At 73.7% G+C, this 17774-nt stretch carries 15 protein-coding genes; 9 read left to right on the top strand and 6 right to left on the bottom strand.

Annotated elements, in window-relative coordinates:
* The first annotated feature begins 324 nt into the window (after positions 1–324).
* Entirely contained in the window at positions 325–897 is a 573-nt protein-coding gene (locus tag ACZ6S8_RS16945) for a snapalysin family zinc-dependent metalloprotease (protein ID WP_469456428.1), read from the top strand.
* A 315-nt stretch (positions 898–1212) separates the two neighbouring features.
* Positions 1213–3975 (top strand): PKD domain-containing protein, encoded by a 2763-nt coding sequence (locus tag ACZ6S8_RS16940; RefSeq protein WP_469456426.1) that lies wholly within the window; start codon positions 1213–1215, stop codon positions 3973–3975.
* Positions 3976–4229: 254 nt separating this feature from the next.
* Here ACZ6S8_RS16940 and ACZ6S8_RS16935 read toward each other — a convergent pair whose 3' ends face one another.
* Positions 4230–6461, bottom strand: coding sequence for a tetratricopeptide repeat protein (locus tag ACZ6S8_RS16935; protein WP_469456423.1), 2232 nt, complete (start codon positions 6459–6461; stop codon positions 4230–4232).
* Positions 6462–6659: 198 nt separating this feature from the next.
* Here ACZ6S8_RS16935 and ACZ6S8_RS16930 point away from each other — a divergent pair, with 198 nt between their 5' ends.
* Both ACZ6S8_RS16930 and ACZ6S8_RS16925 read left to right on the top strand, forming a co-directional pair.
* Positions 6660–6854, top strand: coding sequence for a hypothetical protein (locus ACZ6S8_RS16930; RefSeq protein ID WP_469456422.1), 195 nt, complete (start codon positions 6660–6662; stop codon positions 6852–6854).
* A 278-nt stretch (positions 6855–7132) separates the two neighbouring features.
* Entirely contained in the window at positions 7133–7774 is a 642-nt protein-coding gene (locus ACZ6S8_RS16925; RefSeq protein WP_469456420.1) for a YrhB domain-containing protein, read from the top strand.
* On the opposite strand, the gene ACZ6S8_RS16920 is transcribed toward ACZ6S8_RS16925, so the two are convergent.
* Positions 7725–8216, bottom strand: coding sequence for an SRPBCC family protein (locus ACZ6S8_RS16920; protein WP_469456418.1), 492 nt, complete (start codon positions 8214–8216; stop codon positions 7725–7727). The genes ACZ6S8_RS16925 and ACZ6S8_RS16920 overlap by 50 nt on opposite strands.
* A 332-nt stretch (positions 8217–8548) precedes the next feature.
* On the opposite strand from ACZ6S8_RS16920, the gene ACZ6S8_RS16915 reads away from it, so the two are divergent.
* Both ACZ6S8_RS16915 and ACZ6S8_RS16910 read left to right on the top strand, forming a co-directional pair.
* Positions 8549–9313 (top strand): PIG-L deacetylase family protein, encoded by a 765-nt coding sequence (locus tag ACZ6S8_RS16915; protein ID WP_469456416.1) that lies wholly within the window; start codon positions 8549–8551, stop codon positions 9311–9313.
* Between the two features lie 42 nt (positions 9314–9355).
* A complete protein-coding gene (locus ACZ6S8_RS16910; RefSeq protein WP_469456414.1) occupies positions 9356–10201 on the top strand; it encodes an enoyl-CoA hydratase/isomerase family protein in 846 nt (281 codons plus the stop codon).
* A 25-nt stretch (positions 10202–10226) separates the two neighbouring features.
* Here ACZ6S8_RS16910 and ACZ6S8_RS16905 read toward each other — a convergent pair whose 3' ends face one another.
* The 3 genes from ACZ6S8_RS16905 to ACZ6S8_RS16895 all read right to left on the bottom strand — a co-directional run bounded on the left by ACZ6S8_RS16905 (position 10227) and on the right by ACZ6S8_RS16895 (position 13149).
* Positions 10227–10874: a TetR/AcrR family transcriptional regulator gene (locus ACZ6S8_RS16905; protein ID WP_469456412.1), complete on the bottom strand. Its 648-nt coding sequence runs from the start codon at positions 10872–10874 to the stop codon at positions 10227–10229.
* A gap of 83 nt (positions 10875–10957) precedes the next feature.
* Entirely contained in the window at positions 10958–11917 is a 960-nt protein-coding gene (locus ACZ6S8_RS16900; RefSeq protein ID WP_469456410.1) for an SDR family oxidoreductase, read from the bottom strand.
* Positions 11918–11967: 50 nt separating this feature from the next.
* A complete protein-coding gene (locus ACZ6S8_RS16895) occupies positions 11968–13149 on the bottom strand; it encodes a hypothetical protein (protein WP_469456408.1) in 1182 nt (393 codons plus the stop codon).
* Between the two features lie 254 nt (positions 13150–13403).
* Here ACZ6S8_RS16895 and ACZ6S8_RS16890 point away from each other — a divergent pair, with 254 nt between their 5' ends.
* Genes ACZ6S8_RS16890 through ACZ6S8_RS16880 form a run of 3 tightly spaced genes read left to right on the top strand, consistent with a single transcriptional unit; the run spans position 13404 to position 16695 of the window.
* Positions 13404–14387: an NADPH:quinone oxidoreductase family protein gene (locus ACZ6S8_RS16890; RefSeq protein WP_469456406.1), complete on the top strand. Its 984-nt coding sequence runs from the start codon at positions 13404–13406 to the stop codon at positions 14385–14387.
* Positions 14384–15574, top strand: a complete 1191-nt coding sequence (locus ACZ6S8_RS16885; protein WP_469456404.1) for an acyl-CoA dehydrogenase family protein — start codon at positions 14384–14386, stop codon at positions 15572–15574. Before ACZ6S8_RS16890 ends, ACZ6S8_RS16885 begins: the two co-directional genes overlap by 4 nt.
* The gene (locus ACZ6S8_RS16880) at positions 15571–16695 is read left to right on the top strand and encodes an acyl-CoA dehydrogenase family protein (protein ID WP_469456402.1); all 1125 of its coding nucleotides are present in this window, start codon (positions 15571–15573) and stop codon (positions 16693–16695) included. Before ACZ6S8_RS16885 ends, ACZ6S8_RS16880 begins: the two co-directional genes overlap by 4 nt.
* Positions 16696–16759: 64 nt before the next feature.
* Here ACZ6S8_RS16880 and ACZ6S8_RS16875 read toward each other — a convergent pair whose 3' ends face one another.
* Entirely contained in the window at positions 16760–17767 is a 1008-nt protein-coding gene (locus tag ACZ6S8_RS16875; protein WP_469456400.1) for a helix-turn-helix domain-containing protein, read from the bottom strand.
* Between the last annotated feature and the right edge of the window lie 7 nt (positions 17768–17774).

Raw genomic sequence — 17774 nt, 5'->3', positions numbered from 1 at the left:
GACCGCCTCCTGGAGGCCGTCCTCCACCTGCCGGGCCGTCCCGAAGCCGCATGGCTGCGCCGAGACGGCCGTCCGCAGCCCGCTCGCCGAACGCGGTCGCGCCGGCCCGCGGACGGTGGCGCCCGCTGACCGGGCATCGGCTGGAGAACCTGCCGGAATTGGCTGGCAGGTGCATGACGGGTTGGCCGGGGGCGGGGCTACCTTCTTAGGGCTCCGGAGAGGCGCTGTCCGAACGCGCGGGCCACAGACGGGCGGTGGCGGCGTCTCCGGTGCCCCGGTTTCCGCCGAGGGGCCGGGTCCCCCCACGCATGAAAGAAGACGACCATGTCTCTGGGCACCTGGCTGAAAGTCGGCACATCCGCCGCGGCAATGGTTCTCGCCGCGGCAACCGCCGCCACCGCGGCACCCGCGCCCGTACCGGACGCCGCCGCAGCGGTGGTGACGCTCCGATACGACGACAGCCGGGCCGTCGGCTGGGAAGCGGCCATCACGGCCGGGGTCGCTTCCTGGAACGCGAACGTCAGTAACGTTCGACTGGTGGAGGCCGCGCCCGGGGTCCGGGCCGAGATCGTCATCGTGGCCACCACGGGATGGCCGCAGGCCACCCTCGGGCCGGTCCGTCCCGGGCGACAGGTGCGAGTCGAACTCGGCTCGCAGGCCGTCAGCCAGGGGTACGACAAGACGCGCATCGCCGCGCACGAGCTGGGCCACAGCCTGGGCCTCCCGGACACCAAGCCCGGGCCGTGCTCCCAGCTGATGTCCGGGTCCAGTGCCGGGACGGCCTGCACCAACCCGGTGCCCAACGCGACCGAGCGGTCCCGCGTGCAGAACGCGTACGCGAACGGGCTCGCGGCAATCGTGCCGACCGACGGCCGGGTGCTCATCGACGCCCCCTGACCGGCGGGCCTGCGGGAGGGCCGGTGCGGCACCCCGGCCGGCGGCGCCGCCTCCGGCATGACGGTCGGGGCCGGTACCCCACAGCGCGGCCCCGGGGCTCCTCGCGGAGCACCGGGGCCGCTCGCGATTCCCCTTCCCGGCCCGGTCCCTTCCGGGCGGGCAGTTGACCGGCGAAATCCCGCCATGGATGATGACCAAGCGTTTCTGCGGGTTTCGTGCGCCCGACTGTCACTGGGGGGTCCAGGACATTCACCAGTCGTGCGGCGCCGTACCCGCCCGGAGCGCATTCCGTCTCATCTCCGAAGGAATCCCCTGGTGCGTCCCACTCGTACGACGGTCCTGCTGACCGCAGGCCTCGTCACCGCTCTCGGCATACCGGTAGGCGCCGCCGCCACCGCCGCCGAGACCCCGGCCAACCTCTTCGTGACGGGTGGTCCGGATTCCCGCTGCTCCGACAGTGGCCCCGGTACGCAGTCCGTTCCGTTCTGCTCGATCCAGGCCGCCGCGAAGGTGGTCCAGCCGGGTCAGACCGTGCGGATCGCTCCGGGCCTGACCTTCAACGGCGCCGTGACCATCGACCGGTCCGGCGAACCGGGCAAGCCGATCGCCTTCGTCGTGGGAGCGGGCAAGGCCCCCACGGGCTCGGCGGTCCTGGACGGTTCCCTGGTCATCGACGGTGCCTCACACGTGGTGGTCCGCGGGCTGAACGTGACGAAGGGCCTCCGCGTCGAGGACTCGCACGACGTGGCCCTGGAGGGGCTCCACGCCAGTTACGGGAGCACCGGCGAGCCCATCGGCCTCACCATCGGCAGGGCGAGCACGGACGTGGCCGTCCGCGGGACCATCCTGAACGGCGTCCGGGTCGAGGGCGGCGCACAGCGCACGCTGCTGAGCCGCAACTCGACCTACAACCAGCGGCGGACGGCGATCGAGGTGGTGGACGCGCCCGGCACGGTCCTCACCAACAACGACGTGCAGGCCCGCTGTGCGACGGCCATTTCGGTCGGCGGGTCGTCGACCGGTACGACGGTCGCCAACAACGTGGTCTACGCCGGAGCCAACAGCTTGACCTGTAAGTCCCCCGACCCGCGCCTCGGCATCACGGTGGCGCAGGGCGCCGTGTCCGGCGGCACCCGCGTCGACTACAACCTGATCGAGGGGGACGCGTCCGGCGCGCTGGTTCCGTACAGCTGGGCCGGTACCGGCTACCGGACGCTGTCGGAGTTCCGGGCCGGCAGCGGCCAGGGCGCGCACGAGATCTTCAACCCGATCGAGGACCGCGAGGGTTCGCCCATGGTCGACTCGGGCGACGCGACGGTGCCGGGAGCCCTTCCGACGGCCGGCGACAAGCCGGCGGCGGACGACCCGAACGTGCCCAACACCGGCAGGGACGGCGGGTTCATGGACCGGGGGCCCACCGAGGCCCACGACCTCCTGCGCGGCGTCACGCTGGCGGTCGGGGAGTCCTGGGCGCCGGTCGGTACGCCCGTGAAGGCGTCGGCCGTGGCGGACAGCCGATGGCCCGCGGCCCTCACGTACCACTTCGACTTCGGCGACGGGTCCGCCCCGGTCGTCACCAGGAACACCAGCGCCGAGCACGCGTACGCCGTACCGGGCGACTACGTGGTGAAGGTGCGGGCCGTCAACGGCATCGGCGAGTCGGTCTCGAACCAGAGCCCGCCGGTCAAGGCGACCCCGGCCGCCCCGCTGAGCGCGGCCTTCGCCGTCGACCGGCCCCTGCCCACCGGGTCGGACCCGCACGTCATGGGGGTCCCCCCGCTGACCGTCGTCGTCGACCCCACGAAGCTCACCGCGGCGCCCTGGCCGGTGGTGAGCACGGACGTGGAGTTCGGCGACGGAAACATCGCCCACGGAACGGAGCTGCGCTCCTTCGAGCACTTCTACGCGTCGCCCGGCGACTACACGATGAAGGTGACCCTCCAGGACTCCAAGGGCGCGAAGTCCACGGCCGTCCGGACCGTGAAGGTCGCATACGCCCCGTCCGGATACGTCGCCACGGAACCGTTCCGCCTCAAGGACTCGCGCACCGACGGCGTCCCGGTCGTGTCCGGCCGTCCGGTGGACGTGACCCTGCCGGTGGGCGGGAGAGTACCGGCCCACCCCCTGTCGTCCGGCCTGGCTTCGGCGGTCGTCAACGTGACCGTCACCGGCGCCACGGAGGACACCCACCTCACCGTGTGGCCGTCGGGCCAGCCGCGTCCGTCGACCTCGAACGTGAACGTCCGCGCGGGCGGCACCTCGTCCAACACGGTCACGGTCCCGGCCGGTGGGCTGGGATCGATCCAGGCGCAGCTGAACTCCGGCAAGGCCGAGCTGATCGTCGACTTCGTGGGCTACTACCAGCCCAACATCGGCGACCGCTTCTCCCCGATCGCGCCGACCCGGGTCCTGGACACCCGTACGACCGGTGGTGCGCTGGGCGGCGGTGCGACCCGCACGGTGAAGGTGGCGGGCGTCAACGGCATTCCGGCCGACGCGAAGGCCGTCGCCCTGAACCTGACGGGCACGGGCGCGACCCAGCCCGCCCACGTGGTCGCGTACCCGGATGCGGCGAAGCGTCCGGCGACGTCGAACCTGAACGTGGAGCCGGGCAGGGACAAGTCCAACCAGGCGATCGTCCCGGTCGGCCCGAACGGCACGATCACCCTCTTCACCAACACCGGCTCGACGCACCTGGTCCTGGACGCGGTCGGCTACTACGGCAAGGACGGCAAGGCGCTGTTCACACCGGTCGTCCCGAAGCGGCTCGCCGACACCCGTACGACCGGCAAGGTCGCCCCGGGCGCCACCACCACGGTCGCCGGCCTCCCGGCGAACGCGGTCGGCGCGGTCCTGAACATCACCGCGACCGACACGACCGGCCCGGGCTTCCTGACCGCGTACGCCTTCGGCGGTACCCGCTCGGACGCCAGCAGCCTCAACACCCTGCCCGGCGTGACGGTCCCGAACCACGTCACGACCCCGGTCGGACCCGGCGGGAAGGTCAGCATCTACAACAGCCACGGCGGCGCCAACCACGTGATCACCGACCTGCTGGGCTACTTCACGACGAGCTAGGAAGCGTCTCGCAAGAGGTGGCGGGGGTCGGGGCCGGGGCCGGAGCCGCGGGTCGGCAGCGGTCAGGCGAGGAAGCGCTGGACGGCCTCGCGGGCGCGGGCGGTGCGCCGCCGCGGCCCCCGGCCGGGGACCGGGCAAGGGCATCGATCCACCGTCAGCAGCCGCACGGCCAGGGCCGCGAGGCCGCGCGCGGCGACCCCCGCACCCCGGACACCGTGCCCGCGGTGTCCGGGTGTGGACAGACCGTGGACGCGCTACGCGAGGCCCGGGCGTCCCCGGCGGCTCCCGAGCCGCTCCCGCAGCTCGGCCAGCTCCCGGAGGGCACGCCGGTCTCCGGCCTCGACGGCCAGGCGGGCCAGTTGCTCGGCGCCCCGGAGGTCCCCCGCCCGCTCCCGCATCCAGGCCAGTGCGGCATAGCAGCGTGGGCTTCCGGCGTCGGCGGCCCGGCGGGCCGTGTCCTCGGCACCTTGGCGGTCACCCGTCCGCTCCTGCAACCTGGCCAGGGCGTTGTAGGCGCGCCAGTCACCCGCCTCGGCGGCCAGACCGTACATGCGCGCGGCGCCGTCGACGTCCTCGGCCCGTTCACGGCTCCGGCCCAGTCTGCGAAGGGCGCCCTGGTCCCCGGCGCCGGTGGACAGCCGGGCCAGCCGCTCGGCGCCGCGGAGGTCCCCCGCTCGCTCCCGCGTTTCGGTCAGGCTGCGGAGCGCGTCCGGATTTCCCGCCCCGGCGGCGAGCCGGGCCAGTCGCTCCGCGCCCCGGGCGTCTCCTGCTCGCTCCCGCATCCAGGCCAGAGCGGCACAGCAGTGCGCGTCTCCGGCATCCACCGCCAGATGGGCCATCCGTTCGGCTCCCTGGAAGTCACCGGCCCTCTCGCGTGTCTCGGCCAGCGCGGCGTAAACCCCGGAGTCGCCCGCACGGGCGGCGAGCCGGGCCAGGTGATCGGCGTCGTCGGTGAGGCCCAGCGCTTCGGCTTCCCGGCTCAGCCGGGCCAGAGGGCCTGCGCCCTCGGCGTGGTGGGCCGCGGCGGTCCAGAACGACCGGGGCGGGCGGACGCGTGCCCGGGTGACGCGGCCGTGGGCATCGAGGTAGTCGGACAGGCGCGAGACGCCGCGCTGCGCCCCCATACCGCTGGTGTGGGGGACGGGTTCCAGGGCCGCGGCAACGTGCTGGACGGGGGCACGGGCGTCGGCGAGGGCAAGGGAGAACCAATCGGGGCCGGCTGTCGTGCGCTGCTCGTCGCTCAGGTAACCGGGAGCCGCGTCCTGGAGGAAACCGTGGGGCAGGGGAGTGTCCCAACCCATCCGGTAGGCGTCCATGGCGGCCGTGAGCAGGGCGTGCGCGTAGCAGGCGGGGGGAGCGTCGGCGGATTCGTAACGGTCCACGAGCTGGAGGCCGGCTGCCAGGGTCTGGGTGATCTTCCCGTCCCGGGAGGAGCGGCCGGCGGCCGTGAGCGCGGGGTCGTCACCGCGGGTGTCGAGCACCCGCAGGTCATCCACGCCGAAGGAGGAGGGGACGCGTACGACGGCTGTGGCACCCGTCAGGAGAGTACGGGCATGGCGGTGCGGGTCCCCGCTCCCGAAGGCGCGTTGGGGCGGCGGCGCGGTCACGGCGGTGAAGGCGGTGTCCCACAGGGTGGCCATGATGATGGCCGGGCCGGGCTGGGTCAGACGCGAGAGCAGGGCGGCGGCGAGCGCTTCGCCCTCCCGGCCGGTCAGGAGCTGGTGCGCGTCGTCGAGCCACAGGACCGTGCGGGGGGAGAGTGCGCGGGCGGCCATCGTCTCCAGTGCACTTGCCGGGGTGCGGGGGAAGAAGAGTTCCCAGTCGGCCAAGGCGCTGACGTGACGTACTGCTTCGTACGCTGCGCGGGTCTTGCCCGTGCACGAGCCGCCGCGCACCACGACCAGCACTGCCTCCCGGCCGGAGGCCGCGGTCCGTAGTGCTTCGCGCAACTGCTGGTCGTGGGGGCGCTCGACGTAGGAGGGGAGGACGAAGCCGGTGGAGGGCGAGCTGATGCCGGAGATCGACGGATGGACGCCCAACCGGGCCGCTGTCCAACGTTCCAGGCGCTGGGGAGGGTCGCTCAGAGCACCGCGTCGAGCCGTGGCCTCGGCGGCGGCCAGGTCGGCGGCTGCCTGGTGGCTCCTCCGCGCGTGTTCGGCCTCCCGGACGCGCGCCCGGTTGACCGCCATGTGGCGCTGCCGCCACTGCTGCGGATCGAGCAGTGCCACGTCACGGTCGGCGACGCCGCCGCGGGCGGCTGCTTGCCCGATGCCGGCGATCACACCGGCCAGGACGTCCACGTCGGCGGGGAACGCCCTGCCGGTCAGCCAGTTGTCGATGGTGTTGTGCGAGCGGCCCACGCGTGCGGCGAGGTCTCGCAGGGACGGGCGCACGCCCACTGGCAGGTGCCGGCGGAGGTGTTCCACGCGCTTGAGATCGGCGAAGAACCCTTCCTCCAGCGCGGCCGCGCTGTCGTACCGCGTCATGGGGCTACCGGCCCGTCCCTTCGACAGCCGTCCATCACGTCCACAACGAACGCGTCGGGAGGCTGTCAGCCTAGGCCCGCCGACCGCAGTCCGGAACACCGTCTGTCCAGTCCGGGGCGGGGTAGTCGATGGACACGCCGGTGGACAGGCCTCATGGGGATTGTCCCGCTCCCCACGACGCATCCATCGGAGTCAATGATGAGCACGTCCCACCTCTTGTTCGTCCTGCTGGCCACGCAGGCGGTCGTCGTGGTGCTGACCACCACCGTGACGGCGGTGACGGTCGTGGTGATCGTCCGTCAGTCCCTGCAGAGCGCCCCGGCCCACGACCGAAGCGCGATTCTCCGCTCCGTCGCCGAGATCGTTCGCGCACTGTGCGGACGCCGGAAGTGACGCGGTCCAGCGAGTTGCTGTGCCGAAGCGGCAGCCGACCCGGCGCAGGTTCGGCCCGTGGGCCGAGGCCTACCGCCCGGCGCAGGCCGGGGTATGGCGGCCGACGAGCTCGCCGCCGCGTCCGTCCTCGCGTCTGCGGCTGACCAGCGCGCCAAGGTCGACGTCCTCGCCTCCTCGCAACCGAGCCACCCGCTGGCAGTTGTCCCAGCGATGGGACTTTTCAGTGCAGGCCCAGAAACTTACTGGTCAGCACCGGAGCCATCGTGGATGCTGCACGCGTGATCGAGCGAGAGACCGCGGTTCGTATCGTCGAGGACGAGTTGGACCGCGAGAACCAGACGTGGGCGGCTCGGGGCGTGGCTCCGATCCGCACGACAGTGCTGCAGGTCGAGGAACACGAACTGGTCTGGAAGGTGTACTGGCAGTCCGAGGAGTACGCCCGTACCCGGGACCCCGCCACGATGTTGGTCGGCCACGGCCCCTACCTGGTCGATCGCATCGATGGCGGGCTGCACCTCATTGGAGTGCTCTCCGAGATCGAGGGAGCCTGGGAGGCCGACTACCGCGTTCGTATCCGTGGGCTGGCCGTCCGCACTTCTGTGGACGATCTGCACGATGAGATACGCGAAGCCGCCGCCGTACGCGGACGCATGCAAGCGGTAGGCATTCTGCGCCGGAAACTGCCGGTGCTGTCTCCATCGCAGGCCCTTGAGTACGTGAGCGCGTTGCTGCACGCCGATGCCCCAGCCCACCTTGTGGCTTTCGCCGTTGAACAACTCGTCGAACCCGTGAACGCGGTGCTCGCCGTAAAGACCATCCGTCAGGGTGTTCTTCCGGATTCTGCGACGTCGCTGGTGTTCCGCAAGCAGATCAGCCCTTCGCTTCGCGGACGTCCTTTCCCTCTTCGGCGAACGCCTTGAAGTCCTGCATGTGCTGTCGCGACTGCTTGCGGAAGGCGCCGGGCATCAGGAGCCCTACGAGTCGCATCATCAAGCCGTCGAACCGGTACTCGTTCTCGCTCACCCAGAGCGTGGTTTCCGGTCCGGCCTCCGTCAGCCGGTCGCGCACGGCGCTCCACATGCCCTCGCCGACGATCTCCCGGTCGAAGTGAACGACGCTCCCCTTCGGGATCCCGTGCAGGTCCGTCGGTTCCCGGCGGGTGATGGTCTCGGTGCACTCGAAAGTCCGCTGCCCCATCTGCAGTACGACCCGGGACGTGGTGCCGACCTGCCCGTGCACGCCACTCAGCGGTTCGTGCAGAACCAGGCCCCGCAGCCACTTCGGCATGTGTGCCGGGTCGGCGAGCAGCTGGACCGCCCTCTCCCGAGGCAGGGCGATCTCGATGGAGACGGTGTACTTCATGGGAAATCCTTCCGCATTCCTGACCGAACCGGCGACTCGGACGATGTCTCACCGGCACGAGGGATGCCCTCACGAGATCACCGCAGTGTGTGGGTGCCATCGGGCCGATTCCGCGCATCGGAGTCGTCCGGCAGGGCCAATGGTCCCGAACGGTAACACCGGCCGGGATGCGCGTTTCGTACCGGCGGCACGGCTGGCCGTACCGGGGCGGCGCGCGGTCCGGGCGCCATTCCGATCAAGATATGCCCCGATGCCGAGTCGTACGCGGCGCGTGCCGTTGCCGCGCCCCGCCTGACGCCGCCACCCGGGTCCGTTCGCCTAGGGTGCGGGGCATGACCGAAGCACGTGATCAGCGGGAACCGCTGCCGCCCATGCCCACCGACTGGCGGCGCGCCCTCGCGGTGGTGGCCCACCCCGACGACCTGGAGTACGGGGGCGCCGCCGCCATCGCGGACTGGACGGACGGCGGCCGCGAGGTCGGCTACCTCCTCGCCACGCGCGGCGAAGCGGGCATCGACACGATCGATCCCGCCACCTGCGCCCCGCTGCGCGAGGCGGAGCAGCGCGCGAGCGCGGCGGTCGTCGGCGTGTCCCGGGTCGAGTTCCTGGACCACCGGGACGGCGTCGTCGAGTACGGCCTCGATCTGCGCCGGGACATCGCCGCCGCCATCCGCCGGCACCGCCCCGAACTGGTCATCACCATGAACCACCGCGACACCTGGGGCGGCGAGGGCGGCGGCGGTGCCTGGAACACCCCCGACCACAAGGCCGTGGGCCGGGCCACCCTCGACGCCGCCTCCGACGCCGGCAACCGGTGGATCTTCCCCGAGCTCCTCGCCGAACAGGGCCTGGATCCCTGGAACGGCGTCCGCTGGGTGGCGGTGACCGGTACGAGCACCCCGACGCACGCCGCCGACGCCGGTCCGGGGATGGAACGGGCGGTGAAGTCGCTCATGGAGCACAAGGCGTACATCGAGGTGCTGACCGATCAGGACCCCGAGGAATACGTCCGCGGTTTCCTCACCGGGTACGCCGAGCAGGCCGGAGCCCGCTTCGGCGGCCGGCCGGCGGTGCTGTTCGAGGTCTTCCCCCGCTGACCCGCCACCCCTAAGCTGACGATCCGTCAGGTATCAACGGGGGTGCAGACACCGGTGATCGACACCGTCAGCACGCACATCGCGGAGGGCGAGGAGCGGATCCGGCTGGAGGTGGCGGACGGCCTCGCCGTCCTCACCCTGTGCCGCCCCGACCGGCTCAACGGATGGAGCTGGGAGTCCACCCGGCAACTGGGGCTGCTGGCGGACCGCATCCGCTTCGACCCGGGGGTCAGGGCGGTCCTGCTCCGGGCCGAGGGCCGTGCCTTCTGCGCCGGCATCGACGTGACCGCCCCCGGCGGCGCCGTCTCCGGGGCGACGGCCGCCGAGCGGACCCGCAACTACTACGAGGGCATCCGCTGGGTCCACGAACGCTTCGCGGTCCTCGCCCGCCTCCCGCAACCGGTGGTGGCGGCCGTCCAGGGGTACTGCCTCGGCTTCGGCTTCGAGCTGGCCCTGATGGCCGACATCCGGGTCGCCGCCGAGGACGCCGTGTTCGCGCTGCCCGAGGCGCAGTTGGGGGTCGCGGTGGACGCCGGCGGCGATCTGCGCATCGCCCGCGAGGCCGGCGCGGGCTGGGCCAAGTACCTGGCGCTGACGGGCCGGCGCATCGACGCCGCGACCGCGCAGCGCCTCAACCTGGTCCAACTGGTGCTCCCCGCCACGGAACTGGAGCCGACCGCCCGCGCGCTGGCGGCGGAGATCGCCGCGAACGCCCCCCTCGCCGTCCAGGGGATCAAGCGCGCGGTCGACGCCTACGCCGACGCCGCCCTCCCGGCCGCCCTCGACCGCGTCGCCATGACCGCGGCCCTCACCCTCACCTCCGACGACTGCCGCGAGGGCTACGGCGCGAAGGCGCAGCGCCGTCCCCCGCACTTCACCGGGGGCTGACGGGGTTGGCCCCCGGGGGCCCGTCTCAGGGCTCCAGCCGGAGCAGGGCCAGGGCGCGCGCGGACACGTCCGTCAGGGGTTCGCTGCCGTTGCCCGCGGCCCAGTGCTCCAGCGCCACCGTCACCGCGTCGATCAGCACCGCCGCGAGCAGCCGGGTCTCCAGATCGGACGCGGGGCGGCCGGTGCGCGCCGCGAGGACCGGGGCGATGCGGTCCTGCATCGCCCGGGCGGCGGCGAGCCAGCGCATCCGGATCGCCGGAACCCCGGCCATCACCTGGATCAGCCGCACCGTCCGGGCCTGCGCGTACCGCGCGCCGGCCGTCGAGGCGGCGAAGGCCGCCTGCACGGCCTGCGTCACGGGCTCCCCGGCGGGGCGCAGGGCCAGCTGCTCCACCAGCTCCGCGACCCCGGCCGTCAGGACGGGGGTCAGGGCGTCCTCCTTGGTCGGGCAGTACCGGTAGAACGTCCGCAGGGAGATCCCCGCCGCCCGTGCGATGTCGTCGACCGTCGTGGCCTCGTACCCCCGCTCGCCGAAGAGCCCGGCCGCGGCCTCCGCGATCTCGTACCGCGTGGCCTCCCGGCGCCGTTCCGTCAGGGACGGCCGCCCCTTCGTCGTGGCTCCGGCCCCACCCGCCCCGTCCGTACCGCTGCTCGTCCCGTGCGCCGCCGTCACCACACCACCTCCGGGAGGCAATCTGCCACACCCGGGCGACGGACCGGCGCGCGGCCGAGCCGCGGAGCCGCGCACCGCGCCCGTCACGGGCGGAACGGCCCCCGCCCCAGCTGCTCCCGTACGGGGACCACCTCGGGCTGGACCAGGGACCGGCGCTGCCAGTTCGCGCCGTCGACCACCAGGGTGTGGCCGGTGACGAAACGGGCGTACGGAGAGGCCAGGAACGTCGCCGCCCAGCCCAGCTCGCGCGGGACGCCGACCCGCAGCGCCGGCTGTCGGGCGTCCTTCGCCTCGGGCGCCGCCCGCTCCAGGCCGTCCCGGACGTCCGCGGTCATGTCGGCGTGGGGGAAGAGCCCGGGGACGAGCCCGTTGACCTGGATGCCGTACGGGCCCCACTCCACGGCGAGGGTCTCCACCAGGTTCTTCACCCCGGCCTTGGCGGCCGCGCTGTGCGCGAAACCCGGGCCGCCCGTCCAGGCGTACGAGGCGCCGATGTTCACGATCGACCCCGGGGTCCCGGCGGCGAGGTGGCGGCGGGCGAACGCGCGGGTCGCGAACCAGGTGCCGGTCAGGGTGATGTCCACGACCGCCCGCCAGGCGTTGGGGGACAGGTCCTCCGCGGGGGAGGGGAAGTTGGCCGCCGCGTTGTTGACGAGCACGTCCGGCAGGCCGTGCGCCGCCACCGCCGCGTCGAGGACCTCCTCGATCCGCTCGGGGTCCCGGATGTCGCACACGGCGGCCGTCACCCGGCCCGCGCCGGGGACGGCCAACAGTTCCGCGCGCGCCGCCTCCAGCTGGGCCGGACGCCGGCCGGCGATCACCAGGTCGGCGCCGAGCCGGGCGAACTCGGCGGCGATGGCCTTGCCCAGCCCGGTGCCGCCGCCGGTGACCAGGACCACCTGCCCCCCGTACGTGCCGGGGGGCAGGGCGGCCGCGCCGAGCGGCGGCGGCGCGGGCAGCCCGCGCGCGATGTCGTCCCTCGTCCGGTCGTCCCTCGTCTCGTCGTTCCTCGTGTCGTCGCTGCTCGTGGCGTCGTCCGTCATGGGGGCATCGATAGCGCGCGGAAGCGCAGATCACCATGCCCGTGACGGGATCAGCCCTGCGGGAGGTACGCCTGCTTGCTCGCGCAGGTCCAGATCACGGCGCCGAACCCGCCGGTGGACCAGTTCTGGTAGGAGCCGCCGACCCGGTCGTCGTCGGAGACCGCGAGGGCCGCGCCGCGCGTGTCGCCGGAGGCGCCCGCCGGGTTCGGGAGGGCCAGCACCGGCCCCTGGCCGGGCCAGTAGGCGGCCTGGGTGTGGGCCGCGTAGCCGTCGACGTAGGTCACGGCCGTGCCGACCGTCACGTTCGTGGTCGGGCTGACGGCGTCCAGGGTGAGGTGTCCGTACCCGGCGACCGGGCCGGGCGTGGCCGGCAGGGCGGTGTACGGCTGCTTCCACAGCGCCGGGGTCCGGCGCTGCACGTCCCGGTGGCTCTCCTGCTCGTACCCCACCACGCGGCCCTTGCCGTCGATGTCGGTCGCGCGGCTGCCGATGTCGCGCTCCGCCTCGTTCCAGACCGGGAGACTGCGGGCGGGGTAGTTCCCGGCGGGCCACACCACGGGGAAGGTCCAGCTGACGCTGGTGTCGTTCTCCAGGTCCACGTAGTTCGTGTGGGCGGTGCCGACGATGTCGCCGCGCTTGTTGATGCCGTCCACCGAGGTGATCACGGTGCTCGGGTGCGCGTCGGCGGGCACCGGCAGCTCGCGCACGAGGGCGCCGTCGACCCACTCCTTCGCCACGCCGCCGTCCAGGGCGACCACGTGGCCCGCGTCGTTGACGTCCGCCCCGGAGGAGGAGGCGGAGGGCGCGGTGAGCAGCCGGACCGACGGGTCGCCGATGCGGTAGGTGAAGGTGGCCTGGGGCTGCCCCTGGGCATCGCTCTGCGCCGTGCCCACCATCAGGCCGCGCGCGTTCACCGCCCGGACCTGGCCGCTGCGGAAGCCCTCCGGCAGCGGGACCTCGTGGATCGCGCGGTCGGCGGTCCAGTAGACGGGCCGACCGCCGCTGGAGCCGACCGCGAGGCCGTTCGCCCCGAAGCCGGTCACCGCGCCGCCGGCGCCGTCCGTCAGGGACGGCAGCGTCACGATGGCCGGGGTGCAGGCCTGCCCGGCCGCGACCGCCGGTCCGGCGGCGCCGAGGAGACCGGCGAGGACGGCCGCGGCGACGGCGACGGACGCGGTGCTCCTCGTGCGGGCGGCGGTGGACGCGCTGCTTCTCGTACGGACCCTGTTCATGGTGCGGTTCCCCCCTGGTGCGGATGTCATGTGCCCGTGCGCACGGGCCTGTTGAGATGCGGCATCCATGCTGCCCCACCCGTCGGTGCGGAGTACACGGAATATTGCGGGCCGGGCCGGACCGGACCGGGCCGGGCCGGCCGGCTTCGGCACCCATCCGGACCGCTCCCTTCCCCCATGGGTTCCCAGGAGGGCAAGCGACCGCTTAGTATGCCCGCGGAGCGTGGTTCACCGACGGCGGCTGGAGGCCCCGGATGAAGGCATGGCGAGTACATACCCCCGGAGAGCCCCGTGAGGCCATGCGCCTCGAAGAGGTTCCGGAGCCGGTGCCCGGCGAGGGCGAGGTGAAGCTCAGGGTGCTCGCGGCCAACGTCAACTTCCCCGACGCCCTGCTGGCCCGCGGGCAGTACCAGATCAAGCCGCCCCTTCCCTTCACCCCCGGAGTCGAGGTCTGCGCCGAGACCGAGGACGGCCGCCGCGTCATCGCCAACCCCGCCCTGCCGCACGGCGGTTTCGCCGAGTACGTCACCGCCCCCGCGCGTGCCCTGCTCCCCGCCCCCGACTCGCTCGACGACGCCGAGGCGGCCGCCCTGCACATCGGCTACCAGACCGGCTGGTTCGGCCTGCACCGCCGGGCCCGGATCCAGCGCGGCGAGACGCTCCTCGTCCACGCCGCCGCGGGCGGGGTCGGCAGCGCCGCCGTCCAGCTCGGCAAGGCCGCCGGAGCCACCGTCATCGGTGTCGTCGGCGGCAAGACCAAGGTGCGCACCGCCGAGGAACTCGGCTGCGACCTCGTCATCGACCGCGAGACGGAGGACGCCGCCGGGATCGCCGCCCGGGTGAAGGAGTTCACCGGCGGCCACGGCGCCGACGTGGTCTACGACCCGGTCGGCGGCGAGGCCCACACCGCCTCCGCCAAGTGCGTGGCCTTCGAGGGCCGCATCGTCGTCGTCGGCTTCGCCGGCGGAACCGTCCCCGCCCCCGCGCTCAACCACGCCCTGGTGAAGAACTACGCCGTCCTCGGCCTGCACTGGGGGCTGTACGCGATCAAGGAGCCGGCCGCCATCGCCGCCTGCCACGCCGAGCTGACCCGGCTCGCCGCCGAGGGCGCCGTCAAACCGCTGGTCAGCGAGCGGGTCCCGCTCGCCGGGGCCGCCGACGCCGTGCAACGCGTCGCCGACGGCACCACCACCGGCCGGCTGGTCGTCGTACCGGCCCTGGACGGAGCCGCCCGATGACCGCCACCGCCGGGGAACTGCGCACCCGGGTGGCGGACCTGCTCGCCGCGCACCCGCCCGCCGGCACGCCCCGTACGGACTTCCTGAAGGCCCGCTTCGACGCCGGACTCGCCTGGGTCCACTACCCGGAGGGCCTCGGCGGACTCGGCGCCCCCCGCTCCCTCCAGGCCGTCGTCGACGCCGAACTGGACGCCGCGGGCGCCCCCGACAACGAGCCGCGCCGCATCGGCATCGGCCTCGGCATGGCCGCCCCCACCCTGCTCGCGTACGGCACCGAGGAGCAGAAGCACCGCTTCCTGCGCCCGCTGTGGGTGGGGGAGGAGGTCTGGTGCCAGCTCTTCAGCGAGCCCGGAGCCGGGTCCGACCTCGCCGCGCTCGGCACCCGCGCCGTCCTCGACGAGGCCGCCGGGGAATGGGTGGTGGACGGGCAGAAGGTGTGGACGTCCAGCGCCCACACCGCCCGCTGGGCCATCCTGATCGCCCGCACCGACCCGGCGCTCCCCAAGCACCGCGGCATCACCTACTTCCTCTGCGACATGCACGCCCCCGGCGTCGAGGTCCGGCCGCTGCGTCAGATCACCGGCGAGGCCGAGTTCAACGAGGTGTTCCTGACCGGCGTCCGCATCCCCGACGCCCACCGCCTCGGACCCGTCGGCGAGGGCTGGGCGGTCGCCCGCACCACCCTGATGAACGAACGCGTCTCCATCGGCGGCATGCGCATCCCGCGCGAGGGCGGCATGATCGCCCCGGTCGCCGCCGCCTGGCGCGAGCGCCCCGGTCTGCGCACCCACGCGCTCCACCAGCGTCTGCTGGAGCTGTGGGTGGAGGCCGAGGTGGCCCGGCTCACCGGCGAGCGGCTGCGCCAGCAGCTCGTCGCCGGACAGCCAGGGCCCGAGGGCTCGGGCATGAAGCTCACCTTCGCCCGGCTCAACCAGGAGATCAGCGGCCTGGAAGTCGAACTCCTCGGCGAGGAGGGCCTCCTGTACGAGGACTGGACCATGAGCCGGCCCGAACTCGTCGACTTCACCGGCCGCGACGCCGGATACCGCTACCTGCGCGCCAAGGGCAACAGCATCGAGGGCGGCACCAGCGAAATCCTTCTCAACATCGTCGCCGAACGCGTCCTCGGCCTGCCCGCCGAACCGCGCGACGACAAGGACCTCGCCTGGAAGGACCTGGCCCGATGACCGACTCCCCCCTCCCGAGCGCCCCCCTCGACCTGCTGTACTCCGAGACCGAGGAGGAACTCCGTTCGGCCGTACGGTCCTTGATGGCCGACCGCTGCGACGGCGCGAGCGTCCTCGCCCGGGCCGAGAGCGGCCGACCGCACGACCCGGCCCTGTGGGACACCCTCGCCGCCGGGATCGGGACCGCCGGGCTGCTGGTCCCGGAGAAGCTCGGCGGCCAGGGCGCGGGCCACCGCGAGGCCGCCGTCGTCCTGGAGGAGCTGGGCCGGGCCGTCGCCCCCCTGCCCTACCTGACCAGCTCCGTGCTCGCGACGGAGATCCTGCTCGGCTGCGACACCGCGGACGTCGCGCCGCTGCTGCGGGAAATGGCCTCCGGCCGGCAGGTGTGCGTGCCGGCCGTACCGCTGACCCTCGCCCCGGGCGCGCCCCTGCCGGCGCTGGTCCGCGACGGCGGCGGGGGAGTGCTGACCGGCGTCGTCACCTCCGTGGCGGACGCGGCCGCCGCCGACGTCCTGCTGGTCCTCGCCGACACCGGGCTCTACGCCGTGCCGGCGGCCTCCGCCGAACTGACGCCGCTGGTGCCGCTGGACCTCACCCGGCCGCTGGCCCGGGTCAGCCTCGATGCCGCCGCCGGAACCCGGCTCGCGGACCCGGTGACGGCCCGGGCGGCGGTGGCCGGCGCCCTGCTGTCCGGGGCCGGTCTGCTGGCCTCCGAGCAGCTCGGGATCGCCGAGTGGTGCCTGACCCAGACCGTGGGCTACGTACGGGGCCGCCACCAGTTCAACCGGCCCGTCGGTTCCTTCCAGGCCCTCAAGCACCGCCTCGCCCGGCTCTGGCTCGACGTGGCGTCCGCCCGGGCCGCCGCCCGGGCCGCCGCCGACGCCCTGGCCACCGGGTCGCCGGACGCGCCCCTGACGGTGGCCGTCGCCCAGGCCTACTGCTCGGGCGTCGCCGTCCGGGCCGCGGAGGAGTGCGTCCAGCTGCACGGCGGGATCGGCATGACCTGGGAACACCCGGCCCACCTCTACCTGAAGCGGGCCAAGGCCGACTCGCTCGCCCTCGGTACGGCCGGCCACCACCGTGGCCTGGTCGCCGACTTCGCGGAACTCCCCGCGCCGTAACGGGCGCACGGCCCACGGCCCCAGGGCCCCCGGCGGAGGCCGCCCGGGGGCCCTGGGCGGCCCGTCAGCCCGCGGTGACGGTGGTGTCCGTGGCCGGGGCGGCGGCCTGCGGGCGCGGGGCATCGGCCTGCGGGCGGTGGGTGCGGAACGTACGCCGGTACACGTCCGGGGGCACGCCGAGCGCGCGGTGGAAGTGCCGGCGCAGGGTCGCGGCGGTGCCCATGCCGGTGCGGGAGGCGACGAGCTCGATGCTGTCGTCGGTCGTTTCGAGGAGCTCCTGGGCCCGGTGGATGCGCTGGGTGTGCAGCCAGCGCAGCGGGGTGGTCCCCGTGGCGGCGGCGAAGCGACGGGTCAGGTTCCGGGTGCTCATGTTCATCCGGCGGGCCAGGTCGGCCACGGTCAGCGGTTCGTGCAGCCGCCCGGCCGTCCACTCCAGCAGCTCCGACAGCGCGTGGCCGGCGTCGGCGGCCGGCGGTGCGGCGATGAACTGCGCCTGCCCGCCCGCGCGGCGGGCCGGCACCACCAGCCGGCGGGCCAGGGCGTTGGCGACGGCCGCGCCGTGGTCGGCGGTCACGAGGTGCAGGCACAGGTCCATCCCGGCGGCCTTGCCCGCCGAGGTCAGGACGTTGCGGTCGTCGATGTAGAGGACGTCCGGGTCGACCTCGACGCGGGGGTAGCGGGCCGCGAGCGCGGCGGTGTGCTCCCAGTGCGTGGTGGCGCGGCGCCCGTCCAGCACGCCCGCGGCGGCCAGCACGAACGCCCCCGTGCACAGCGAGACGACCCGGGCCCCCCGGTCGTGGGCCGCCCGTACGGCCTCCACCAGGTCGCCCGGCAGGTCGGCGTCGACATCGGCGCAGGCCGGGACCACGACGGTGTCCGCCTCCGCGAGCGCGTCGAAACCGTGCGGGGTGTCGATCCGCAGCCAGCCGCCGAGCCGGGCCCCGCGCGGGCCGCACACCCGGAAGTCGTACCACGCGTCGGTCAGACCGCGGTCGACGCCGAACACCTCGCAGGCCGCGGCGGCCTCGAACAGCATTGCCCCGTCGTACAGCGCCAACACCACGGCCGTCATGTCCGAA

The organism is Streptomyces sp. NPDC048461 (assembly GCF_055587105.1).
The sequence above is the reverse complement of the archived record's forward strand: the minus strand, read 5'-3'. Positions and strand labels throughout refer to the sequence as shown.